Raw genomic sequence first — 24,098 nt, 5'->3', positions numbered from 1 at the left:
CTTACCGTTCTGCTCAGACATGTAGATGTATATCTAATTGTTTGAAAGCGCTTTAAATGGTTCTCTCCTTTCATAATTCTTTACAACTCATCCTTGTACAAGGAGAGCAACTCGAAATTAGGTGTCGAAGTTGCACGAATGAAAAATTATGTAGGAGGCTCTTGAATGAGAAAAATGAAGAGTAAAAAACCTTGGATATCCAGAGTAGTGATTTTGGTTATGTTTCTCCAGCTTGTTGCTCCCGTAATTTCGGCAGACGCTGATTCAGTGACTAACGCAGGCAATGCCCCTATTCACAAGGAAAACAAGGGATTGTCTGTTACGGAAGCAGTCTATCAAGTTGTGAATCCTGGTTTTGAAACAGGAGACATGACGGGCTGGACCGTTATCAGAGGGAATGCATTTGGTACAAATAGCATATCAATGGAATCCACCTGGTGGGCGGAACAAATCCCTTATAATCAGGAGGGCGCGTACCATTTAAACGGCTGGAAGTATGACGAGGCTGCTACTGGAGTACTCCGCTCCAGCACCTTTGAGCTAGAGGGCAGCGGATGGATTAGCTTTAAGCTTGGCGGTGCAAAAAATACGAGCAAGATATATGTAAACATTGTGGAAGCGAATACGGGTCAAGTGATTGCCAGATATGGAAATAGCGCATTTGCAGACGTAAACTTTCCAAATCCCTCTCAAGGCATGCGCCTTGCCAATATGGAGCAATATAAGGCAGATCTCTCAGAACATCTTGGCAAGAAGCTGTATGTGGAAATCGTGGATAATGCATCCACTGACTGGGGAGTGGTATTTGCTGACGCTTTTTTCATGTACCATGAATCTGAGCCATCGGAAGGCATTGCTGCCACAGATATCAAGCCCGATTTTGAACGCTATCAAATCCAGAATCCAAGCTTTGAAACCGGAGATATGACAGGCTGGACGGTTGTTGAAGGCGAAGCTTTTGGTCCGAATAGCGTGTCGGACGAAACAACCTATTGGGTTGAACAAATCCCGTACAACCAGGAAGGAAATTATCATTTAAACGGATTGAAGTATAACGAGACAGCGACAGGTAAGCTTCACTCCAGCACCTTCGAGCTGGGAGGAACAGGCTGGATTACTTTCAGGCTGGGCGGTGGCAAGCATACAGATCAAGTATATTTAAGTGTTATTGATGCGGATACGGGAGACTTGATTGCGAGGTACGGCAACACTGAATTTAACGAGTCTGGGTTCCCTGATCCAGCACAGGGCTTGAGACTCGCGAATATGGAGCAATATAAAGCCGATCTTTCCAAGTATATCGGCAAGAATATGTATCTGGAGATCGTTGATAATGGATTCTCGGATTGGGGAGTGGTATTTGCGGACTCCTTCAACACCTTCAATGAACTTGTCCCAGAAGATGGGGTCATGGCGGATAACATTATGCCAACTGAAATCCAGAATCGCAGTTTTGAAACCGGAGATTTTGAAGGCTGGACCGTTGAAGGTGATGCTTTTCAGGTGACTGATGAAGCTATGGTCGGTAAAGAAGGAAGCTTCTATGCCAAGTCCTCTGAAGGAGGACAGGGCTCCTTGACTTCGGGTACCTTCTCGCTTCAGGGAACCGGGACGATTAGCTTCACTGTTTTAGGTATTGACAATCCGGAAAATGCCTATGTCGCACTATACGATGCAAGCACTGACACGTTGCTTGAGAAAACTGGGGATGTCAGTGCGAATGAAATAATCTCATGGAAAATGCAAGAGCACTACAATAAGAGGCTATATATCAAGGTTATCGATCAATCCAATCAAGCCAGTATTGCAGTTGACGCTTTTCAAGCGCAGGGTACGGGCACCATTTTCTACATGAGTCTTGATGAAGGTGCCGGAAAAAAGGCGCTTGAGGAATTAAGCAATCTTGAACACGATGTGAACTATGTATTTAATAACGCTAGATACATGGCCTCGAAGGATCCGAGATGGACTCCGCGCGGAGTAAAAGGCGGTGCCTTGCTGTTCGATGGATACTCAAATGAAATCGAGGTCCATGCAAAGAATTCTGTTCCCGTCAGTGACGCGTTAACGCTTGAAGCTTGGGTCGCACCGCGCAGCTATGAATGGGGGGATGGAAACAAGCTTTCTGGAATCGTGAGCCAGTCCGATCAGGATAAGGCAGAAGGGTTCGCACTTGGCATGTACAGGCATGGCAAATGGTCGATGCAGGTCGGGATTGGCGGTCAGTGGATTCAGGTATGGGTCAATGATCATCCACTCGAGAAATACAAATGGAATTATGTGGCTGCAACGTTCGATAAAAAGGATGGAATGATTAAGTTATACCTAAACGGCCAGGAAGTAGCTTCCCAGTCAACACCTGTCAATATTCCCATTACACCATCTACCGAAAACTTGATTATCGGAAAAAATAATAAACCGGTAGAGTTGGCAGGCTTGTTTTCTTTCAATATGTTTTCCGGACTCATCGATGAAGTGAAGCTGCAAAATAAAGCTCTGACTGGTCAGGAAATTCTTGCTGAATATGAGAATGTAAAGGCTCTTCATAGCGGTGTGATTCCAGAAATACCAAATGAAGATATTGATGAGGACCCTGCTGTGTTCGATGGTGATCAGCACCGTCCGCAGTACCATGCGATGCCTCCTCAAAACTGGATGAATGAAGCGCATGCCCCGATTTATTTTAACGGCAAATACCATTTGTTTTACCAGCATAACCCTCAAGGACCTTACTGGCATCAAATCCACTGGGGGCATTGGGTAAGCGACGATATGGTGCATTGGGAAAATGTAAGACCTGCACTTGCGCCTGAATCAGGTAACCTTGATCCAGATGGTGCATGGTCAGGCAGCGCAGCGTATGACCGCGACGGCAATCCTGTTTTGTTCTACACTGCTGGCAATGACTCTATGTCGCCGAACCAAAGAACAGGGCTTGCGACTCCAGCCGATTTGTCGGACCCTAATTTAGAGAAATGGACTAAATATCCTGAACCGGTTACAGAGCAAAATGGAAACGGTATTCATAACGAATTCAGGGACCCGTTTGTATGGTATGACAATGAAACAGACAAGTGGTATCAACTAGTAACATCGGGTCTTCAAGACTTCAATAGCGGAACAGCATTGGTATACGTTTCCGATGATATGTACAACTGGGAGTATAAGGGACCATTATACGTTAGTGACAGAAGCCTGTACCCGGAGCTTGGTACGGTATGGGAACTGCCCGTATTACTACCGATAGGTGAAGATAGCATGGGCAATCAAAAGTATATCTTCATGATTAATCCACATGAAAAGCCGGAGCAAGTTCCACCAGCGAATGATGTGCAAAGAGATGTTGAGGTTTTTTACTGGATTGGAACCTGGGACCGGTACAATTTTAAATTTATACCTGATCAGGAGGAACCATCTAAATTAGATGTGGGTGATGGTTATTTAACCGCAGAGAGTGGTATGGTCACCCCTGACGGAAGAACGGTCATATATTCGATGGTGCAGAATGTAAGAACGCCTCAAGCTGAATATCAGGCCGGATGGGCTCATAATCTAGCACTTCCGGTTTCATTAAGCCTGGATGAGCATGATGAATTGCGCATTGAGCCGATTCAAGAATTGCAGAGTCTGCGAGGAGAAAAATTGGTAAATTTTTCAGAAAAAAATTTACAGACTGCCAATCAATTGATCCACAATGTCAAAGGCGACATGCTGGAGATTATGATGGAAATTGACCCGGGCGAAGCCGAGAAATTCGGTCTTAAGGTGCGGCGCTCTGATAACGGGCAGGAAGAAACGCTGATATATTATGACAAGACGGATGGTACCTTCAATGTGGACCGGACTAAGAGCAGTATTGATCCGGATGTTCGTGTGGATGGCATTCAAGGCGGATATGTGGATCTGGACGGAGAGAACCTGAAACTGCATATTTTTCTCGACCGATCGGTTGTCGAAGCATTTGCCAATAACAAGAAAAAACTGACAACCCGCGTTTACGTAGGCAGATACGACTCATTGGGCTTGCAGGTCTGGGGAGACAACGATATTACGGTCAAGTCGATGGAAGTATGGGAGATGAATGCATTGACAGGTGAACCGGCTGCTCCGGTCTATGTACCTGATAACTGGGACAACTCCGTGTTCACCGATATTACGGATTTGACTAACCATGACTTTGCTACAGGTGATTTAACAGGCTGGATTACAGAAGGAGACGCTTTCCAGGATGCTCATGTGACGGATACCCAGTTTTTCTGGGAGACGATCTACTTCAATCCGTCACATAAAATTCCTGGCGGCTATCATTTGTGGGGCTTTAACGAGGGGGCGGGCGGTGATAGTTTGACGGGAACGTTGAAATCACAAAATTTCGTCCTTGGCGGTAACGGCAAGATTAACTTCCTGATAAGCGGTGGGCGTGATATCGCCAAGCTATATGTGGCGCTGGTGCGGGCATCGGACGGCAAAGAGCTGTTTAAAGAGACTGCCACGAATTATGAGGAGTATCAGCGTAAGATTTGGGATGCGTCGCCATATATCGGCGAGGAGCTTTACCTGAAGGTGGTTGACCAATCAACCGGCGGCTTTGGGCACATTAATGTTGATGACTTCAATGTACCGGTTAAGGTGATCGATCCAATCAACGAAGCCGGTCCTACCAGCCCGCCAAACAACTCTGTGGTGACTGCAAGCAACCCGAATAATCAGAGCAGTTTGTCATTTGAAATGGCTAAAGGAGAACGGCAGGTGCTGTTCCCGGTTAAAACAGCGGGAAATGACGGCAAGAACGCTTTGAAGATTAAAAATAGTGGGACCGAAATTGAAGTTCCCGTAGAAGTATTAACAGATTTGCAGGAGCTGGTTACAAAAGACGAACTTGAACATGCGCAAATCTCATATGAAATGGACTCATTATCTGCTGATCAGCTCAAAGAACTTCTTGATCGTACCAAAAACCAGAATAAAGCAGAAATATCTGCTTTAGGAGATGTCTATAATTTCAAATTATCTATTATAAAAGCCGATGGAACAGTTCTGCAGCTTAAAAAATTTTCTAAGCCGGTCACCATTAGGCTGAGTGAAAATGAGACTTCTCATCAGACACAGAGAGGCATTTATTTTATCGCTGAAGACGGTAGCATGGAATATGTCGGCGGTGCGAGTGTAAACGGTAAGCTGATTGCGGAAGTAAGCCATTTCAGTATGTATGGCGTCTTCAACTATGACAAATCGTTTGATGATATTCAGGCGTCGTATTGGGCCTATGATGTAATAAAAAAGATGGCCGCTAAACAAATTGTTTTTGGTGTAAGTGAAACGTCATTTGCACCGAAACAATTCGTGACCAGAGCTGAATTCGCTTCGTTAATCGGCCGGACTCTCCGGTTGGAATCCTCGAAGCCAATCTCGTTCAAGGATGTTGTTCCAACTAAGTGGTACGCTTCGTCGATTGCTGCAGTATCAGAAGCCGGAATAGTATCCGGAAGAAGCGTGGATACATTTGCGCCGGAGGATACCTTAAGCCGTGAGGAGATGGCGGTTATGATTCTCAAAGCTTATGAATTCCATACAGGATGGAACGCTACCACAAATGGAATGAACAGTTTCAAAGATGCCAGCCAAGTTAGCAGCTGGGCAAAGGATGCGGTCTCAGCTGTGAAGGAGCTTGGACTAATCAGCGGCCGCGGTAACGAATTATTTATGCCACACGATAAAGTGAACCGCGCAGAAAGTGCGCAAATCCTTTCGCGATTGATTGATAGTATCGGAAATAACTGAAAGGAGAAACAGCATGAGAGAATTTTTCTATCGGCCGAATAATGCGTGGGTAGGGGATGTTATTCCTTATTACGAAGATGGAGAGTTTAAGCTATTCTATCTGCATGGTTGGAGAGATAATCACCGCGAGGGACTTGACCACGGCTGGCATTTACTTAGAACAAAGGATTTCGTGAATTACAGGGAAGACGGGGCTTGCAAGATCGAAGGCGGGACCGGACATATTCTGAAAGTAGACGATGTCTATCATATGTTTTATTGCATCTTTCCCGAAGGAAAACAGTTCGCCTGCCATGCCATCAGCAAAGATATGAAAACATGGGAGCCGGTCCCCGAAGATACTTTTGGTCCAGATGGGGAAATCTATGAACTAGCTGACTGGCGTGATCCCTTTGTGTTCTGGAATGAGGAAGAAGGGCAATACTGGATGCTGATTGCAGCCCTGAAGAAGGGGGCAACGAACCGCAAAGGCTGTACCGGTCTGCTGTCGTCCAAGGATCTAAAGCAATGGGAATATCGGGAACCGCTGTATGCACCGAACTTGCATGTAGGAGCGCACGAGTGCCCGGACTTGTTCCGGATGGGAGACTGGTGGTATTTGATCTATTCGTCATATACGGGGCGTTTCGGCACCTTTTACAGGATGAGTCGATCTTTGAACGGGCCGTGGATTACTCCGCAAGAAGAAGCTTTTGACGGACGTGCCTATTATGCTGCCAAGTCGGTATCCGATGGACAAAAACGTTATTTGTTCGGCTGGAATCCGACGAAAAATGACGATTTATTCGGCTGGAACCCGCAGAAAGCTTCAGGCAAAGATTACGATACCTGGGATTGGGGAGGTAATCTGGTTGTACATGAAATTAGTCAACGTCCGGATGGAACGCTCGGTGTGAAAGTTCCCGAAACGGTTGACTCTATCTTTGGTGAACAGGTACCTACAAGTTTTGGGGGAATCGTTGGAGACTGGTCGATTTCGGATAATCTTCTCCTCTGTGAATCTCCTTATGCATTTGCCGGCTGTATCTCGCAGGAGGAGTTGCCTGAACTATGCAAGGTTTCTGCAACCGTTCAATTCTCTGGGACAACCCAGGGTCTTGGTTTTATGCTGCGGGCAGGGGAGAATCTGGATTTTGCCTACTACATCACGCTGGAACCCCAGCGTAACCGGATCACTTTTCGTGGGCCGATTATGCAATCAGAAGAAGGGGGAAAAACCTTTCCTTATGAGGTGGAGCTGGAACGTCCAATTAAGCTGCAGCCAGAACGGGAATATGAGCTTAAGGTGTTTATCGACGGTACGATTTGCGAAATTTACGTTGGCGGGGAAGTGGCGCTGAGTGCCAGAATGTATGATATTCAGCATGGAAAGCTTGCCTTGTTCGTCAGTCAGGGAACAGTGAAGTTTGGCCGGTTCAAGATCGAAACTTTATAAGAGAGCTGTCCCATTTGCAGGGAAACTTGCTTATGGGACGATCTTTCTTGTTCTAACCTTTATCGGATTCGGGTTTTTCACCGTATTCTTTACCGAAGTCTTCCATCTTCTCAAGAATCGGCAGTAATTTGATACCTTTGTGCGTTAACGAATACTCTACCCGCGGAGGAACTTCCGGATAGACTTCACGTTTAATAACCCCATCGTTCACCAACTCTTTAAGCTGATTTGTGAGCGAGCCTTGTGATAAACCACCAAGAAATTTTTTTATATCTGTATAACGTCGTGTTTCTCCTTTTAGAAACCATAATATGAAATATTTCCAACGTCCTGAAAGAACATTTTGGGTAAAGGCAATCGCGTACATATCCTTCATATCATCGATAAATTCTTTATCAAATCCTTCATTACAAACCCTCATTGATATCACTCCTATTCTTAAGGTACAAAAAGTTGTACTATGTTCATCTATATTGCCCTCTTTGCAAATGAACATAATGACTTTATGATTATGTCATCGAACAAAAGCAAACAGTTAGCAAGCTAAATAAAAATTAGGATTTATATTTAGTAAGCTAAATAAATATAACACAGAAAGGGGGTACTGATAAGGGAATAAAGTAAATAGACTTCAACTTTCAGTGGCTGCAGCATGGTATGACCTATACGAGCGCAAAATACAGGCAGAAGCGACTTTTCCTAAGAGTATCAAGCAATTGATGAATTAATAAATGGATTTGGACGAAAAACATATCAAGAATTTTTTATAAGTGGTTGATCCGTTGAAGATCAGGACCGGCTGAGATAATACATTTAAAATAAGGGAGATATTTTACATTGAGTAATAAAATTCGTACAGGAATTATAGGTGCTTCAATTAATAATGGTTGGGCGAGTGGTACACATATTCCGGCCATTGAGCATTTGGATGAGTTTGAGCTTACAGCTGTGGGGACAAGCAATATGACGAGTGCGAAGAAGAGCGCAGAAGCTTTCCATGCAGATCACGGCTTTGATAACATGGTGGAGCTGGCTCAACATCCTGATGTGGACATGGTCGTCGTCAGTATTAACGTCAAGGAACATTATCATGCCGTTAAGACCATTACGCCTGCTGGAAAACCGATCTATTGCGAATGGCCACTGGGATCAAATACAGGTGAAGCACTTGAAATGCAGGAATGGGTAGCATCCGCACAATTGCCAAATGCGATTGGATTGCAGGCCAGACAAGCCCCTGCCGTTCAGTATGTAAAAGATTTATTGGCAGAAGGTTATGTTGGAAAAGTATTATCTGCCAATCTAAAGATATCCATTAATGGCATGGGCGGCGTGGGTGACAAGTCCAGTGCATACTTGTTTGATCGAAAGATTGGAGGGAACTTGCTGACCATTCTAGGTGGACATAATTTGGATGCATTTACCCACATGCTTGGGGACTTTACCGAACTCTCTGCCCATACAGCACAACAGTTTCCTGAAGTTGAATTAGTGGATATTCAGAAGGTTATCAAGAAGACGACAGATGATCAAATACTGATTACTGGAAAATTAACGAGTGGTGCCGCAGCCAGTGTTCATATTCAAGGTGGAGTCAAACATCAAACAGGACTTACACTTGAAATTTTTGGAGATGAGGGCACAATCGTTCTGAGTGCGCCTGCATCTATTCAATTCGGATCACATCAATTACGCGGTGCAGGACCCACTGACAACGAGCTTCGTGAACTAACCATTCCCGATGCCTATTACTGGGCTCCACTATCTCTAAAAAATGACTCAGGCTTTGTTCTGAATATGGCTCAGGCTTATCGTAAATTCGCCCAAGATATTCAAGAAGGTACATCCTTAGCACCTAATTTCGAAGATGCGGTGAAACTTCATCAGTTACTTGATGCCGTCGAAAAATCAGCACAGACCGGTGAACGTCAATACTTTTAATGCTAAAAAACTCGAATTCGCAGCGATCCAGCACATTGCAGATGCGTATTCTTGATCTTTTGCAATCACTCCTAATTTAAAAATAAAACAGTGGTACTATGTTCATTCTTATTGCCCTCTTTGCAGATGGCTAATTATTATAGCGCTAAAATAGGGCAATTCCACTCTTGGCCCATTCGTAATGAAGGAGAAGAACGACATGAAAAAGAGAAGTGAAATGCAACTGGCTCTGCAGATGGTTTCCGGGTATGGAGCGGAATTCAGTGCATGGAGGATGCCTGGCACAAACCCTGCAGCTTACACCAATATGGATAGTTATGTTGAGCGGGCTAAATTAGCTGAACAAGGAAAATTTCAAATGATCTTCATTGCCGATACTCCAGTATTATCCAACAACTTAGGTCCTCAGACACCTATGTTCCCTATGGACCCTATGTTGGCACTAATGGCTGTAGCAAGAGAGACAAAACACATTGGGCTTGTTGCTACACTCTCTACGACATTTAATTACCCATACAATATCGCACGTCAGTTCAAAGCACTGGATGTAATCAGTCATGGTCGTGTGGGATGGAATGCGGTTACCACATCCGACCCCTTAGCGGCAGCCAATTTCGGTGCCCGGGTTACCGAACGCAAAGAACGATATGACAAGGCTAATGAGAGCATACAAATTGTTCAGGCTTTATGGGGAAGTTGGGGATCAGATGCATGGACGTTAGATGTAGAAGGAGGGGAGTTTGCTGATATGGACAAAATCCAGCCTATAAACCTTCAGGGTCAATATTATGCATCTCGTGGTCCTCTGCCCATTCCCCCTTCCGAGCAAGGACAGCCTGTTATTTTCCAGGCAGGAGGAGGAAGAGAGGGGCTAGAATTGGCTGGGAAATATGCTTCGGGTGTTTACGCCAATCCTTATGATATAGCGTCTGCTCGTGAACACAGACAAGCAATCCGACAAAGTGCTGTCCGTTTCGGTCGAAACCCCGATGATATCAAGATGTTTGCAGGTTTTATGTTTTCTCTGGCTTCAACGGAAGAAGAAGCTCTGGATCGTCGGAAACAGCTTATGAACTTCAATCCCCAGGAAATCACCAATAGGGTAAGTTATCTCGGTTCCATGATTGGTATTCCCTTATCGGTAAACTTGGTTGATATTGATAAACCATTACCGGCTGACTTGTTGAAAAATGCATATGCCAACCCAAGGGACCCACGTTCTCCAATAGCTTTGAAGTTGTTATTGCAAGGGCTATCCGTTCGAGATGTTCTCGCTCACGGAGTGATCAACTATCATCCTGTCGTTGCAGGCACACCTACACAGGTTGCTGACTTTTTAGAAGAATGGTTTTTGGCTGAAGCATGTGACGGATTCTCAGTTGTACCTGATGTATCTTTTGATGGTGTTGCGGATTTTGTAAATCAGGTTGTACCCATCTTGCAAGAGCGTGGTTTGTTCCATAAGGAATATGAAGGAAAAACACTACGCGAGAATATGGGCATTCCTTACGAATATGGAATGCGGGACCTTGTCCATTAACCGATTCGATTTTTCGCAAAAAAGTTAGACACCTTTCTGTCAATGGAAATTAGCTGTCTATGATGAAACCATGATGATGTATTATGAAAATCGACCGACGAGAGCCCCTTTCACCGTAAAAAAAGTAAAAGGATGGAGTGACCACATCCAGGATCATCTCCAAGCTCTAAGGTGAATTGACACCTATCGTTCACAGTGATACATTTAGTCTGCTAAATTTCATTCGAATACAGGGAGGGTAATACATGACAGATGCAGTAGATTGTGATATTCGACAGTCGTTAGATCGGATTTCCTCCCAAATGCGTCGAAACTATAGTGAATCTCTTAGGGAGCTTAATCTATATGTAGGGCAAGATAACTTGTTGTATCGTCTGTGGTTGGGTGATGGGGTAACACAAATGCAACTATGTGAACACTTGAAGTGCGAACCACCAACGGTAACAAACATGGTTAAATCACTGGAGCAGAACGGATTTATATATCGTAAACGTGATGTAGATGACGGACGGATCATGCGTATCTTTCTAACGGACAAAGGAAAAGAATTAGAAAAACCGGTTGAGATTAAATGGAGGGAGCAGCAGGAGAAATTGCTTCAATCCATTTCTATGGAAGATCGGTTGATAGTAAGAAAACTAATGCAACAAATGGAGAGGAATATAGTCTGACTCTTTATTTCAACGACTTATATTTTTCTTGCTGAATATAAGTGATCAAGTTTGGTTCAAAAATTACGAGTTCTCATTAAAAGTCGCTATTTTAGCGATTTTTTTATTTTATCGGTATACGTTGTTGTCCCGATTATTCCTATTCCAATGAGCTTATGAACAAGTATCAATCGGAAAATGCAGAAGAGTATGATCGTCTGCGAGGTTATTACATCCATAGAACAAGAAATTATGTAATTTTAACAATCAGCAATAGCACTGGAAATGGCAATCAACTTGTTGAATCTTATTTGATAAAATTAATTATGATAAGAGAGCATGATTGCTAAATCTAAAAACATTGTACTTACAGGTAACGTGAGTTCAATAAATCAGCGACCATTTAGGACTTTTTTTTCCTTGGGAGTCGCTGTTTCAATTGCCTTTCTTACACCTATTAGCGTAAAAAGAACCAATCATTGTATTCCGACAATGATTGGTTCTTTTTTCTTTTCCCATATGGACCACCTTGAAAAAGGACATCATTTTATGCGAAATGAACCGTTTTCATAAAATGTATGCGCTTTTATAATGAGAAACAAGAGGTCGCAGCGCAGCTAGCTAGCTTGATATAGACCGAAAGGAGAGGCGAATCCCATTCAGAAAACGATATTTTTAAAACAGTTTAAAAGACAGTTGCCCTTCCAGGTATTTGTATGGATTGGATTGTTGTTCCTGCTCGTGTTCAGTTATATTCCGATGTTCGGAATCATCATTGCCTTCAAAAATTATAAAATATCAACCGGTATCGATGGTATCTTCAGCAGTTCCTGGGCAGGCTTGTCACACTTTAAGGAGCTCATAAATGACTATAATTTCCCGATGCTTGTGCGTAATACGTTAGTACTTAGTCTGTTGAAAATTGTTTTTTCGTATCCCATTCCTATCCTGTTCGCCATTCTTCTTAGCGAAGTTAGGCATGTATTTGTGAAACGGTTCGTACAAACGGTTAGTTATTTGCCGCATTTCATTTCATGGGTAGTCGTTACTGGCATATCCTATGCGTTCTTCTCGTCAAGCTTTGGCATCGTCAACGATTTTCTTCAATCGATTCATCTGATTAAGGAGCCGCTGTCTATTTTAACCGATCCAGATGCCTTCTGGGGACTAGCTGTATCAACGGCCATATGGAAGGAAGCGGGCTGGTGGACGATTATTTTTCTTGCTGCGCTTGCCGGAATTGATCCTTCTTTATATGAAGCTGCTGAGATGGATGGTGCAAGCCGTCTCAAACGAATTATCCACATTACACTGCCGGGTTTGAAGGGAGCAAGCATCGTTGTTCTAATATTGACGATTGGGAGCATGCTGGGCGGAGGGTTAGTTGGATCGAACTTTGAGCAATCGATGCTGCTAGGCAATACGATTAATAGTGAGAAATCTCAGATCATTCAGACCTATGCCTTCACGATCGGCCTTGCCCAAGGAAGATTCTCATTTGCTACGGCTATTGATCTTATGCAATCACTTATATCCGTTTTTCTGATATTCACTAGCAACGCTATTGCCAAACGAGTATCGGGCACTGGATTATTCTGACGAACAAGAAACTTGAGAGTGGTGATTCATCATGCGCAGAAGAAAAACGATGGAGGATCGGGTATTGGATACGATCATTTCGATCATCCTGATCATCGTCGTCTTCGTTACTCTATATCCTTTCTACTATATTTTGTTGATTACGTTTAATGCAGGCACCGATACAGCGTCAGGAGGCATGTACCTATGGCCAAGGCAATTCACGTTCGGCAACTATCTCTATTTTCTCGAAGATCCAAAGTGGATCAGCGCATTCGGCATTTCGCTGCTAAGGACCATTGTCGGGACATTTCTAGGCGTCTTGTTTACCGGGCTTGTTGCATATGGCCTTGCTAAACGGGATCTCATCTTCCGTAAGAGCTACTTCACAATCGTCGTAATAGCGATGAATTTCTCCGGCGGTATAATCGCTTTTTATATCGTGCTGAAGAGCCTTGGGCTTATTAACACATTCGGTGTTTATGTCATTCCGGGCATGCTTAATTTATTTTTCCTATTGATCGCGATCTCGTTTTTTACGGATATTCCCGAAGAGCTAGGTGAGTCGGCTAGAATCGACGGAGCATCAGAGGTACGGATCTTTGCCAAAATCATTCTTCCGGTCTCGATGCCGCTACTTGCTACGATAAGCTTGTTCATCGGCTCCGGTCAATGGAATGCATGGCTGGATTCAGCTTACTTCGTACAGGACGAGGGACTTCGTACGTTGACCTACCGGATGATGCAGGTTATTAACCAATCCATGGTGCCGTCGGGAGATGCGCAAGCGGCAGCGATGTCGCGTTCCAGCGTTACACCTTTCTCGGTCCAAGCGACAGCAATGGTTGTATCGATCGTTCCTATTCTCGGTGTCTATCCGTTTTTGCAAAAGTATTTTGTATCCGGCATGATGTTAGGTTCAGTCAAAGGCTGATGCGGTTTTTCGGCAGTCTCTTTCATAATCGGACGGGCGGCCTTAAAATAAGACTATTATAGACGGGGGTATGGGAATGAATAAGAGCTATAAACTGATTATTGTCATGTTCGCAGTATTATTATTGGTAGGAGGAGCACTTTCGGCTTGCAGCAACAACAGCGGCAATAAAGGAACGGCGAGTACGAACAACGGTAAATCGGAAGGAGAAACTGTTGGCAATAACGGGACAGGGGAACCGGTCGAGCTGACAATGTTCGTCGATGCCACATGGTATCCATTCCAGGATTGGAAAGGTGAAATACCGGAAGCGATTACGAAAGCGACAGGCGTTAAGCCGAAAATTACAGTGGCTACGGATGATAAACAGCTTGCCCTGATGGTCGCTTCGGGAGATTTACCCGATATCGTCGTTTCATTTAACTTCAAGCTCATGTCGGATGGCAACATCAGCCTTCCTTACAATGAGATTTTTCCGAAATATGCCCCTAGCGTGAAGTTCGATCCGGTCAAGGAGCTCGTCAATACGGTAAGTGACGGCAACTATTACGCGATTCGGAACGATTTCTCAACCGAAGCGGAATGGAAAGCCAGTCCATATGCCCATATGATGGTTCCGGGAATAACGCTTCGCAAAGATATTTTGGAGGAAATCGGCAATCCGGCTATTAAGACGCTTGAAGATTTAGATAAAGCATTCGCTGCTGTTAAGGAAAAACATCCGGACATGACGCCGCTTATTCTTAATCCAAACTGGCAGCGTCCTTACTTTGACACACAATATGGAGCAGTAGGCGGATTTGCTGATAAAGACGGGAAAATTGAATATTATCTCAGACAAGATGCCACTCGTAAATCAATGCTGTATGTGAACAGCTTGTACCGCAATGGATATGTTACATCGGAAAACTTTGCCTACAAAAATGAATCGGAGACGGAGCAAATGATGGTTTCCGGCAAAGGCTTTGCTTACACGTGGACCTATTCTGGCGCAGATCGTCTCAATGCTTCCAGTAAAGACTCAGGCTTAGAATTTGTCCAGCTCGCCGAGCCTCTCGGAGCTGAAGCTTCGGTTGTTAGTACCGGAACCGGCGGACTTGGCATGTATGTATCGAAGAACAACAAAAATGTAGAAGCGACTGTGAAATTCCTTGAATATATGTATTCGGAAGAGGGCTGGCGTACAGCGGAATGGGGAATTGAAGGACAGGACTGGACATGGAACGAGGCTGGATATCCGGAGTTCAACTATAATGTTCAGGATTTGGAGACGCTTAAAGGAAAAGGCGTTTATTGGTGGGGTGTTCCAACCGAGACGGGTGTTGGTATGGCACTGGGAACATACAAGAGCGATTCGGAAACGACTCGTCAAGGCGAAGCGTATTCGAAGATTACAACCTTTAACCCAGCAATCGGCATGATTAATCCGGATACGGATTCTCCCGAACAGATCATTCGTACCAATATTGACAACATGGTGAAAACGGAGGTCACGAAGGTGTATTTGGCACCAACGGAAGCTGAAGCTGAACAAGCTTACGAAGAAATATTGAAAAAAGCCGAGAAGATCGGAATGTCGAAGCTAGAAGCTTGGGCAACCGAGCAATACGGGCCTTTAAAGGAAAAGTATGATAGCTTGACGAAATAAGGGGTTGCTTATAAGCTCATATGGAAGGTCAGCCCGGAAGGGCGGCTTTCCGTATGAGCTCGCTTGCTTCCATTTTCTATTTCATCGGGGAGATTAGTTATTATGCGCATAAGTACTAAAATGGTTGTTGGATATATTTTTCTTATTGTTCTTCCGTTCCTTATTTTTTCGGCGTTTGTCTATAACCAGCTCTATGGACGATTGATCACGCAGTATCAATTGACTAATCAGCAAAATATCGAACAGCAGGGGGCTAATCTGGAAGCCAGCCTGTCTAAGATCGAATCTTTGTATTCCATCTACCAAAATAATACCGCCTTGCTAGACTTTTTGCGGGGGGATTACGTGTATGACAGGGATCTTATTTACTCGTATTTAAAGGAAATCAGTCCCGCCTTTGCATTCGCATCTCTTGGCGAGCCGATGGTAGAGCAGCTTGTCGTGTACCCTAAAACGCAGAACAGACTGTTATCTTTTCCTGAATTCGTGGACTATTCGGAAATAGTGAGCAAGCTGAGCAATGAGGAGAAGAAAAAGCTGCTTCCGGTAAAAGGGCTATGGAAGAAATCAATCGAAGCCGGATCGGAACCTTTCTTGGTGTACTACCACAAGCTTTATAGTGAAACCTATACTAGCGAGCTTGGCATTGTTGAAATTAAGGTAAAATCAGCACTCTTAGAGGAGTTTATGAAAGCGCTTAGCGTTATTCATCCGCAAAATACGATTTTACTGATGGATTCGGAGGGCACGGTCTTCAGCTCGAGGAGGGAAACGGTCATCCGCGCCGGACTGCTTGCGGGGATCAAATCATCCGTTTTGACTAGAGAGGACAGTACATTTCTTGTCGACGGAAAGAAGCTGATGGTCAATTCCGTACAAGTGCCGCGCCTCGGCTTAACAGTTGTCGAAATCAATAAACAAGACGCCCTGTTCCAATTTTTGTGGACGAAGCTTTGGCTTGCAGGCGCTGGGATCGTACTTCTTGGCCTTCTATCGGTATTTTACTACATTTTATTGTCATCGCTTACAAAGCGGATTTTACTGCTTTCCCGCCATATGCGTAAAGTCGGCTTGGATGATATAGGAACCCCCTATTCGGGAAAACAGGGCAAGGATGAGATTGGCTTCCTCCTATCTAATTACAACGCCATGATCGGGCGCATCGATGAACTCGTCAATCGCGTGCAGAAGGTGGAGCTTCTGAAGAAGGATGCAGATTTCAAAATGCTGCAAGCGCAAATTCAGCCTCATTTTTTATACAACACGCTGGAGACGATGCGAATGCTTGCTAGGTCGAACAAGGATTACACGGTAGCTGAGATGGCATATTCCTTAGGCAATCTCCTTCGCTACAGCTTATCGCAAACGGATGATACGACGCTTGAGGAGGAGTTGGAGCATGTCAAGGCTTATATCGCCATTCATCAGATTCGGATGAGGGATCTTCTGTTCGAGCTTGAATCGGATGAAGAGCTGCTCAAGGTTCGTTGTCCGAGATTTATTTTGCAGCCGCTCGTAGAAAATAGCATGATTCATGGACTGTCGAACATCAGGGGAACGAAGAAGATAGCCATTCGTTTCAAAAGAGCTCAAGATGCGATTGAAATCCATGTTATGGATAATGGAGCGGGTATTCCAGAACCGAAGCTATCGAACCTTCGAATAAGACTTCACAGCGGTATAGCCGATCTCGCATTATCGACTGGGACGGGCATTGGTCTCGGCAATGTAACCGAGCGTGTAAAGGCATATTTCGGCAAGGAATCGAAAATGCTTGTCAAAAGTGGGGAAGGCCAGGGAACGACGTTTACTCTTATTCTGCACACGGAGGAGATCAAGCATGCTGAAGCTGATGATTGTGGATGACGAACCTATAATACTTGAAGGCATTCGCGATATGATCGAGGAAGAAAATACACCGTTTGGCAAAATCATATTGGCTAACGACGGGATCGACGCATTGGAGAAAATTGACTATTTTCAACCCGACCTTATCATTACGGATATCCATATGCCGGGAATTGATGGTCTTGAGTTCATTAAACACGCGCAGCAGAAGAAGGTGAAGCGGTTCATTATTCTAACCGGACATGATGTATTTGAGTATGCTCGCAAAGCGGTTCAACTGCAGGTCGTGGATTATATGCTAAAGCCCGTCAATCAGCAGGAGCTCGCCGAGCTGCTGAAGCGAATCGCCTTGGTGCTGCTGGAAGAAAAACAGCACCTTCCAGATCCGTTATCATTGAATGACCTAACGGCGTCCCCAAAGAATGAGAATATTTCGCTCATGAAGGCTTTTATTGAAAAGAATTACATGAAGGATATTTCCTTGCCTGATGTAGCGGCAACCCTAAATCTTCATCCAAGCTATGTCGGACAAATATTCAAAAGAGAAACGGGCGACACCTTTGTCAAATATATGAATCAGGTACGCATTGAAAAAGCGAAGCAATTGCTCGTGGGTACCAAAGATATCCCCTTGGATAAAATCGCCAAATGCGTCGGTTATGACAACAGCCGCACGTTTTATAAGGTTTTTCGGAAAACGGTAGGCGTCACTCCTGGAGAATATAGGAAATCAGGTTGTCATTGATGAAGGCTCCTGAATTGCCGCGGTGTCATATCCGTAGAGGCGAGGAACAACCGGGAGAAATGGGAACGCTCCATGCCAAGCTCATCTGCAATGCGGGCTGTTTTCCAATCGGTAGTCAGCAGAAGTTGCTTTGACACAGGGGGATCGCGGTTTTAAGAGAATCAGTCTAAGATTGCAACATTTGTCGATACGACGCTCGCTGTGTCCGACGCAGTCAATACGCTAACGCTAGAGCAGCCGATAAAGAGAACCAGCTTCAAGATGACAGACTCGTTTTAAAAAAATGAGCTGTATTCCAGTCAAATTACCATCAAGCAGTGGACCGCAGTCATTGTGAGGGGATATGTGCATTTCCTGACCGCGCTCGCCCAACGAGGAGCGAGACAGCTTAAAGGAAGATAGTACAACTCATTTGCGCAAGCATGTCTGCTTAATAAATGTACATGATCGGCTAATTTAGGGATTCGGGAAAATAGGGGATTGGTAATTGAGATTCGATTAAATATCGGAATCGCGGTTCAATTTACACTAATGGTACCTGATGGAGGATAATTATGATACTTAAGGTGCTGCTGGCTGATGATGTGCGGTGCTGTATGCCTATCCGATATTTAGACCTCGACATCACGTTAGTGTAAATTAATTAGACTCTTGGTCATACATGCTCACAAATCGAGCGGGTGATACGTAGCCCAAAGAATCATGAATTCATTTACGGGTGTAAAAAATTTCAATATATTCGAAGATCTCTTGCTGAGCTTGAACTTTGGTTTTTAAGCGTGTGCAGTAAATCAGGAAATTACGCGATAGCAAAGCCTGCTGGCGCTTCTCGTAGCTATTTTTGTTCGCCTTCTCCTTTACCATTTGTAGTAGCCACTCCGTGAAACCTCAAGGATATCGCACATCTTCAACAATTAAAACTCGAATCGATGATCATCGATGACTTGGAACCTTAGTTCTTTTCTTTGCTGAAGATGTGCAGCGCTTTTTTTAGAATGGCTAGTTCCGCATGTAGATCCTGATTCCGGCGTTCTTTCTCCTGGTTCTCCTCTCCTTTTATTGCCTATGGCGCAGTCGACTACCTCGTCAAACCTGTTATTCGATCTAAACTGGAGCTGTCAATTATGAAAGCACTGTCCATAATTAAAGAGGTTTCCCATACGACAAATAGGCAGAGCAGGCTTGCCGAGCTCGAACGGCAGCAGGTCATGGATAAACCGAAAGGCGCTTTCGACTATGGTGCTGTGAGCCGTTTTGATATCGTCGATGCTAAGGGAAGAATGTTCGGCCCGGTGGAGTGATATTTCCTTTTTGAGGTCTAGCAGCATAGAGAACAGCAGACGAGCAGCTTCCCATGAATCGGACTGGATGCCCAGATTTGTCCATATCCGATGAATGTAATGGAAATACGACGACGTATCCAATACTAAATGAAGGTAGGCCGTATTGGAGAAGCCCCAATGGTCCAGTCCTAACTGGCTTTCGTCAAATGTGACGTAGCCCACTTCCCAGACGTGATCAGCTTCAGGCCTATATTCATTCGGCACGCCTGCAGGAATATAAAGAATTAGTCTGGGCTTTAAAACAGTCCACTTTCTCTCCCCGAGGAGACGGAAGAGCCCCTGACCGGAGAAAGTCAGCAGGAGCTGCTTCGCGGAAAATCCGTAAATGAGTGTAATTGGAATTTGTACTTCCGTCCCCGCCGTTAGACCGAGAAGGGCAGTGCAGTGCATCGTTCCGTTCTTGCGAGCTATTTGTTCTCAGGGGCAAATGTTGTAAGCGTTCTCGCCTCGAAAAAACGTTTCTGCGAAGAAGCAGTAAAGGTATCGTATCCTAAACGCAGGAATAGAGCAAGATGTCCTATTTGTCATAGGTATTGTCCCATTTGCATTCTATCCGGTATCATCGCTGCTCGCTATACTCGTAATGAGCAATTGAAAAATGGAGGGGTTATTATGAATGTCAATTTCCAAAGCGAAGCCGCACAGCTTCAACATATTTGGTCGGTATGCGTTGGTGCCGGACGTGCTAATGAAGGCCTTCGTGCCGATTGGCAGAGGCAACTGGGCGATGCTGTGCAGAATTGCGGCTTTAAGTATTTACGTTTCCACGGACTACTGCATGACGATATGCATGTGTATAAAGTTGTGGATGGAGAAGACGTCTTCAATTTTCAATACGTGGATCAACTGTTCGACTATATGCTTGACCTGGATATACGTCCGTTTGTCGAATTCGGGTTTATGCCTTATGATCTGGCTTCGGGGGAGCACACCCAGTTCTGGTGGAAAGGTAATATTACCCCGCCTTCTGATTACGGCAAATGGGCCAATCTGGTGAGTCAATGCGTGCTGCACTGGATTGAACGTTATGGATTGGACGAGGTGAGACGCTGGTATTTTGAAATCTGGAACGAACCCAATCTGCGGCCGTTCTGGTCGGGAACCAAAACGGACTATTTCCGTTTGTATCAAGTGTCCGTGCAAGAGATTAAAGCCATTGATGCTCAGCTGAGGGTCGGCGGCCCAGCGACAAGCAATTTTGTTCCCGATTCTCGCTTTGATGGAGAAACCGAGGACCTGGACGCGCATATGACATTCCGGACGGACAACTTGAATGAATTGAACTGGAAGGGGGTATGGATCGAGGATTTTCTTCAATTCTGCGAGAAGGAGAGATTGCCGGTCGATTTTATTTCGACTCACCCGTATCCGACCGACTTTGCGCTCGATGGACACGGCGAGACAAGCGGACGCTCCCGTTGCAGGGACGCAACGCTTGACGATATCAAGTGGCTTAGCAGGGTCGTTGACAACAGCGCGTATACAAATGCCGAGATCCATTTGACGGAATGGAGCAGCAGTCCGTCGTCGCGGGATTACAGCCATGATTATTTGCCAGCTGCGGCATATGTCGTTCATACGAATCTGGCCGCAGCGGCCTATACGGATTCGCTTTCTTATTGGGTCTTTACCGATGTATTCGAGGAGGTTGGCGCCGGACCGTCCGCATTTCATGGTGGGTTCGGGCTCATCTCGCTGCAAGGCGTCCACAAGCCGACCTTTCATGCCTACCGATTCCTAAACCGCTTGGGACAGGAGGAGCTTGCGCGCGATGAGGGCGTTATCGTTACCCGTACCAGGGAGCAGGAGCTGCGTGCATTATTCTATCATTATCCTGCGGAGTTCAAGGATACTGTTCCGATGTCTATGTATCCTAATCAGGAGATCGCACAGGACGCTCAGGCCATTGGCAGCGATCGGGGATTCATCCTTGAAGTCGAAGGCGTGCGACCGAATACGGTTTATGTGCTGAAAGTCGTGGATCGCGAGCATGGCGTTGCAGTCTCGTTGTGGAATGAGATGGGAGCGCCGCAATCGCCGTCCCGGGATCAGGTGGAACTGCTGCAGGCGTGGGCGGATCGCTACAAGTACGTGAGGTTTGTCTCAGACGCCGACGGGAAGCTGAGTCTGGATTTCACGCTGTCGGCGTGGGCTATAGCGCTGCTGGAAGAATGTAACGAATTGATCGGGGAGAGTGAATGAGTGTAAGTCCTTTATTACGTTCAAACGATAAAAAGTGGCTGGATGAGCTATGGCGTAAGATCGATCGCAAGATGTCGGCCGAGTGCGACCGAATCGGAGAACGGTTACCGTATATTTCGGTCAACGGCGTTCCCCCTCGGCGATCTTGTTATTGATTTTCAGGAAGCCGCTGAGCCTACAGACTATCGCCGGAAGCTGGAAAAGAGCTCCAGTATTGCCTGATTGCGACATGGGGAAGGCTGGGTGATGTATGAAAGAGAAGTATACGCCAGTTATCCGGATAGCGTTATGGTGTTCCGTTTCCTTGCTTCCGGCCGTCTGCTTACCTTCAAAGCCAGACTGACCCGGGGACGCAATAGAAATCTAGAGTCGATTGGCAATGCGGATGATGTAACAATAATGATGAGCGGCAACAGCGGAGGAAGCGGTGGTCTGGATATTGCCGCGGGCGGTGCTCTTGTTCCATTACGAGCGAATTTTGCTGCAATCCAGCAGCCATCCCGGTTCGTTGCCGACCAACCTGTAAGGAATCTGGAATGAGCATATGCTGCCCTCCCTAGAACAGCAAGTACACCTATCAATGCGCAAATGAATTATTGGCCAGCTGAGAGCTGCAACCTGTCTGAGTGCTATGAACCGTTGTTTGAAATGATCGAACTCATGCGTGAGCCGGGCAGATTGACAGCGAACAAAATGTAAGCTTGCGGAGGCTTTGTCGCGCATTACATCACCGACATTTGGGGATATACGCCGCGCATACGCCGCAGACGAGGTGCTGGACAGAGGACAGGGCGAACCACTCTCGCTAGTCGGGGCATATCCGATGCTAATACCGCACCTCACTGGTTCATCAGGGCGATAGCAGAAGTGTTCTTCATACCGCACATATTCCTAAACGGAAAGGAACGGTCTTATGGGGTGTATATAAGGCGGGAGGCGCCAAGTTCATTCGCTTCAAGCTCGACACGGCAATCGGACAGATAACTTTCAGTAGCAGAAACGGGGAGAATCAGGGAATCTCGGACTAAATCTACATCTACAACAATGAGAAATGGAATGGGCAAAGGTTGCCTGTTCTACATATGATCAAAAGCATATATAGCGACAAATACGACAGCGAGGGAAATTACGCAGGGTCGGAAACGGCGGAAGAATCGAGGCATTCCAGACGCAGCGTCAGATGATTAACCTTACGGAACCGCAAAATGGAGATGAGACCAATCAAGGAGGGTTCATCGACGCCCTGCATTCCTGTCGCACGACGGCCGTGAGTATTGGTATTAGCTGACACAAATTGGATGTTCATGTGATAGAACCGTATGGCATCCATTGGCTGATGTTAAGATAAGTAGAGAATGATTCAACTTGCTTAACTCATCTTCTTCATCCATGAGGATTTTGATAACGGATGAACATCTTCATTTGCTATTTTGAGTCAAATAAGACAAGCACTATAAGAATGACCTACAAATGAAGGTCATTCTTATAGTGCTTTTAGTCATTTCTTTTGAGACCTGTATTGGGTAGCGGTCATTCCGTAATAGTGTTTGAACGAATGACTGAATTGTTCCAGTGTTGCAAATCCAATTACCTCAGCAATAGCGCTAATGGACATATCCGTTGTTGTTAAAAGCTGGGCTGCGGCGCTCATTCGGGATTGCTGTTTTTTATTCTTGAAGGATACGCCGTATTGCTTCTGAACGCTCCTCTCTGTCTGCCTGGTGCTCAGACCCAGCTTGTCCGCAAGCTGTCCTAGCGTAATGGAAGGGTATTCGTATAAGAAACTGTTTTCAATTGTAAGCAGCCTGTTGTCATCCAATGTTTTAACCGGAACGTCCAGTAGAGAGGAACCGTGCTCGGTATACTGCCGAACCATACGGGTAACGATTATTTCCAGTATATTCGTTGCCATATGGTGAAAGCCGAGGCGTTTCGATGACAGCTCGTCTGCAAGCATTTCGAACAAAGCCATCATATTTTCATTGTCAGGACCGATCCAGAACGGGGTGTTCACCAGTAATTCCGACAGGAGAGTATCCTTATGGGCGTTGTATTTATTGATAATAAGTTGAGAATCCTCTTGAATCACTTCGAAGAAGATGCAGTATTCAGCCATAGGATCGCTTAGATTTGGAATCTGTTCATGGGCGACATCTGGTCCTGTCATAAACAACGTTCCGGGTGTGAGAGGATAACGTTTTCCTTCCGCTATTAGAATACCGTGACCGCTAGGAATGTAATGAAGCTCGTAGCTTCCGTGGCTGTGGCTATGTTCTCGCATCGAGCTGTGAAAAAAACCGAACTTCACGTACAAGACATTCAATACAAAGCCGCCAAGCACAAGCTTAATATTCATATTACCAATGTTAATCGGGGGGAGGTTCATTTCATTATTCTCCTCTGTCAAAATGCGACACCTGAAGGGTACCTTTGGGCGTCTTAATTGATAACGT

At 45.2% G+C, this 24,098-nt stretch carries 17 protein-coding genes and 1 pseudogene; 14 read left to right on the top strand and 4 right to left on the bottom strand.

The genetic code is table 11. The features are described 5' to 3' along the window. Nucleotides 1-165: 165 nt before the first annotated feature. Both FJQ58_RS33120 and FJQ58_RS32040 read left to right on the top strand, forming a co-directional pair. On the top strand, nt 166-5,781 hold the full coding sequence (locus FJQ58_RS33120) for an S-layer homology domain-containing protein (RefSeq protein WP_238404419.1): 5,616 nt from the start codon (nt 166-168) through the stop codon (nt 5,779-5,781). A 13-nt stretch (nt 5,782-5,794) separates the two neighbouring features. Then, complete coding sequence (locus FJQ58_RS32040) at nt 5,795-7,216, top strand: glycoside hydrolase family 32 protein (protein ID WP_139999923.1); 1,422 nt, start codon at nt 5,795-5,797, stop codon at nt 7,214-7,216. Nucleotides 7,217-7,268: 52 nt separating this feature from the next. Here FJQ58_RS32040 and FJQ58_RS32035 read toward each other — a convergent pair whose 3' ends face one another. Continuing rightward, nucleotides 7,269-7,637, bottom strand: a complete 369-nt coding sequence (locus FJQ58_RS32035) for a winged helix-turn-helix transcriptional regulator (RefSeq protein WP_139999921.1) — start codon at nt 7,635-7,637, stop codon at nt 7,269-7,271. Between the two features lie 416 nt (nt 7,638-8,053). Between FJQ58_RS32035 and FJQ58_RS32030 the strand changes: the two genes are divergently transcribed. From FJQ58_RS32030 to FJQ58_RS31990, 8 genes are all read left to right on the top strand, one after another. Then, nucleotides 8,054-9,157, top strand: coding sequence for a Gfo/Idh/MocA family protein (locus FJQ58_RS32030; RefSeq protein WP_139999919.1), 1,104 nt, complete (start codon nt 8,054-8,056; stop codon nt 9,155-9,157). Between the two features lie 199 nt (nt 9,158-9,356). Next, entirely contained in the window at nt 9,357-10,697 is a 1,341-nt protein-coding gene (locus FJQ58_RS32025; RefSeq protein WP_139999917.1) for an NtaA/DmoA family FMN-dependent monooxygenase, read from the top strand. A gap of 245 nt (nt 10,698-10,942) precedes the next feature. After that, complete coding sequence (locus FJQ58_RS32015) at nt 10,943-11,368, top strand: MarR family winged helix-turn-helix transcriptional regulator (protein ID WP_139999915.1); 426 nt, start codon at nt 10,943-10,945, stop codon at nt 11,366-11,368. Between the two features lie 675 nt (nt 11,369-12,043). Beyond that, nucleotides 12,044-12,946 carry an ABC transporter permease gene (locus tag FJQ58_RS32010; RefSeq protein ID WP_338016189.1) on the top strand — a complete coding sequence of 301 codons (903 nt, stop codon included), beginning with the start codon at nt 12,044-12,046 and terminating at the stop codon, nt 12,944-12,946. A gap of 31 nt (nt 12,947-12,977) precedes the next feature. After that, a complete protein-coding gene (locus FJQ58_RS32005; RefSeq protein ID WP_139999913.1) occupies nt 12,978-13,859 on the top strand; it encodes a carbohydrate ABC transporter permease in 882 nt (293 codons plus the stop codon). 76 nt (nt 13,860-13,935) lie between these two features. Continuing rightward, a complete protein-coding gene (locus FJQ58_RS32000; protein WP_162341911.1) occupies nt 13,936-15,507 on the top strand; it encodes an extracellular solute-binding protein in 1,572 nt (523 codons plus the stop codon). 102 nt (nt 15,508-15,609) lie between these two features. Further along, nucleotides 15,610-17,373, top strand: a complete 1,764-nt coding sequence (locus FJQ58_RS31995) for a sensor histidine kinase (protein WP_139999909.1) — start codon at nt 15,610-15,612, stop codon at nt 17,371-17,373. After that, entirely contained in the window at nt 17,348-18,100 is a 753-nt protein-coding gene (locus FJQ58_RS31990; RefSeq protein ID WP_139999907.1) for a response regulator transcription factor, read from the top strand. The genes FJQ58_RS31995 and FJQ58_RS31990 overlap by 26 nt, the downstream gene beginning before the upstream one ends. Here the strand turns inward: FJQ58_RS31990 and FJQ58_RS33475 are convergent. Continuing rightward, a complete protein-coding gene (locus tag FJQ58_RS33475; protein ID WP_139999905.1) occupies nt 18,094-18,237 on the bottom strand; it encodes a helix-turn-helix transcriptional regulator in 144 nt (47 codons plus the stop codon). The two genes, FJQ58_RS31990 and FJQ58_RS33475, sit on opposite strands and share 7 nt — an antisense overlap. A gap of 981 nt (nt 18,238-19,218) precedes the next feature. Next, on the bottom strand, nt 19,219-19,833 hold the full coding sequence (locus FJQ58_RS31980) for a hypothetical protein (RefSeq protein ID WP_139999903.1): 615 nt from the start codon (nt 19,831-19,833) through the stop codon (nt 19,219-19,221). Nucleotides 19,834-20,055: 222 nt separating this feature from the next. On the opposite strand from FJQ58_RS31980, the gene FJQ58_RS31975 reads away from it, so the two are divergent. From FJQ58_RS31975 to FJQ58_RS33465, 4 genes and pseudogenes are all read left to right on the top strand, one after another. Further along, a complete protein-coding gene (locus FJQ58_RS31975) occupies nt 20,056-21,645 on the top strand; it encodes a GH39 family glycosyl hydrolase (RefSeq protein ID WP_139999901.1) in 1,590 nt (529 codons plus the stop codon). A 42-nt stretch (nt 21,646-21,687) separates the two neighbouring features. Continuing rightward, complete coding sequence (locus FJQ58_RS31970) at nt 21,688-21,867, top strand: hypothetical protein (protein ID WP_139999899.1); 180 nt, start codon at nt 21,688-21,690, stop codon at nt 21,865-21,867. Nucleotides 21,868-21,891: 24 nt separating this feature from the next. After that, nucleotides 21,892-22,185: a glycoside hydrolase family 95 protein gene (locus tag FJQ58_RS33495; protein ID WP_139999897.1), complete on the top strand. Its 294-nt coding sequence runs from the start codon at nt 21,892-21,894 to the stop codon at nt 22,183-22,185. Beyond that, nucleotides 22,100-22,341 (top strand): annotated as a pseudogene (locus tag FJQ58_RS33465) (glycosyl hydrolase family 95 catalytic domain-containing protein); the annotation flags it as partial. The gene FJQ58_RS33495 and the pseudogene FJQ58_RS33465, both read left to right, overlap by 86 nt. 802 nt (nt 22,342-23,143) lie before the next feature. On the opposite strand, the gene FJQ58_RS31960 reads toward FJQ58_RS33465, so the two are convergent. Further along, nucleotides 23,144-24,031 carry an AraC family transcriptional regulator gene (locus FJQ58_RS31960; protein WP_139999895.1) on the bottom strand — a complete coding sequence of 296 codons (888 nt, stop codon included), beginning with the start codon at nt 24,029-24,031 and terminating at the stop codon, nt 23,144-23,146. Between the last annotated feature and the right edge of the window lie 67 nt (nt 24,032-24,098).

Origin of the sequence: Paenibacillus paridis, from assembly GCF_006345825.1 — a bacterium.
Lineage (GTDB): Bacteria > Bacillota > Bacilli > Paenibacillales > Paenibacillaceae > Pristimantibacillus > Pristimantibacillus paridis.
Note: the sequence above shows the minus strand (reverse complement) of the source record. Positions and strands in the feature narration are given on the sequence as shown.

What these genes read in the sequence shown, in the direction of transcription:
- FJQ58_RS33120 (WP_238404419.1), top strand. Translation starts at nt 166, where the DNA reads ATGAGAAAAATGAAGAGTAAAAAACCTTGGATATCCAGAGTAGTGATT.
- FJQ58_RS32015 (WP_139999915.1), top strand. Translation starts at nt 10,943, where the DNA reads ATGACAGATGCAGTAGATTGTGATATTCGACAGTCGTTAGATCGGATT.
- FJQ58_RS31975 (WP_139999901.1), top strand. Translation starts at nt 20,056, where the DNA reads ATGAATGTCAATTTCCAAAGCGAAGCCGCACAGCTTCAACATATTTGG.
- FJQ58_RS32025 (WP_139999917.1), top strand. Translation starts at nt 9,357, where the DNA reads ATGAAAAAGAGAAGTGAAATGCAACTGGCTCTGCAGATGGTTTCCGGG.
- FJQ58_RS31995 (WP_139999909.1), top strand. Translation starts at nt 15,610, where the DNA reads ATGCGCATAAGTACTAAAATGGTTGTTGGATATATTTTTCTTATTGTT.
- FJQ58_RS31980 (WP_139999903.1), bottom strand. Translation starts at nt 19,833, where the DNA reads ATGCACTGCACTGCCCTTCTCGGTCTAACGGCGGGGACGGAAGTACAA.
- FJQ58_RS32000 (WP_162341911.1), top strand. Translation starts at nt 13,936, where the DNA reads ATGAATAAGAGCTATAAACTGATTATTGTCATGTTCGCAGTATTATTA.
- FJQ58_RS33495 (WP_139999897.1), top strand. Translation starts at nt 21,892, where the DNA reads ATGTATGAAAGAGAAGTATACGCCAGTTATCCGGATAGCGTTATGGTG.
- FJQ58_RS31990 (WP_139999907.1), top strand. Translation starts at nt 17,348, where the DNA reads ATGCTGAAGCTGATGATTGTGGATGACGAACCTATAATACTTGAAGGC.
- FJQ58_RS32040 (WP_139999923.1), top strand. Translation starts at nt 5,795, where the DNA reads ATGAGAGAATTTTTCTATCGGCCGAATAATGCGTGGGTAGGGGATGTT.
- FJQ58_RS31970 (WP_139999899.1), top strand. Translation starts at nt 21,688, where the DNA reads ATGAGCTATGGCGTAAGATCGATCGCAAGATGTCGGCCGAGTGCGACC.
- FJQ58_RS32005 (WP_139999913.1), top strand. Translation starts at nt 12,978, where the DNA reads ATGCGCAGAAGAAAAACGATGGAGGATCGGGTATTGGATACGATCATT.
- FJQ58_RS32035 (WP_139999921.1), bottom strand. Translation starts at nt 7,637, where the DNA reads ATGAGGGTTTGTAATGAAGGATTTGATAAAGAATTTATCGATGATATG.
- FJQ58_RS31960 (WP_139999895.1), bottom strand. Translation starts at nt 24,031, where the DNA reads ATGAACCTCCCCCCGATTAACATTGGTAATATGAATATTAAGCTTGTG.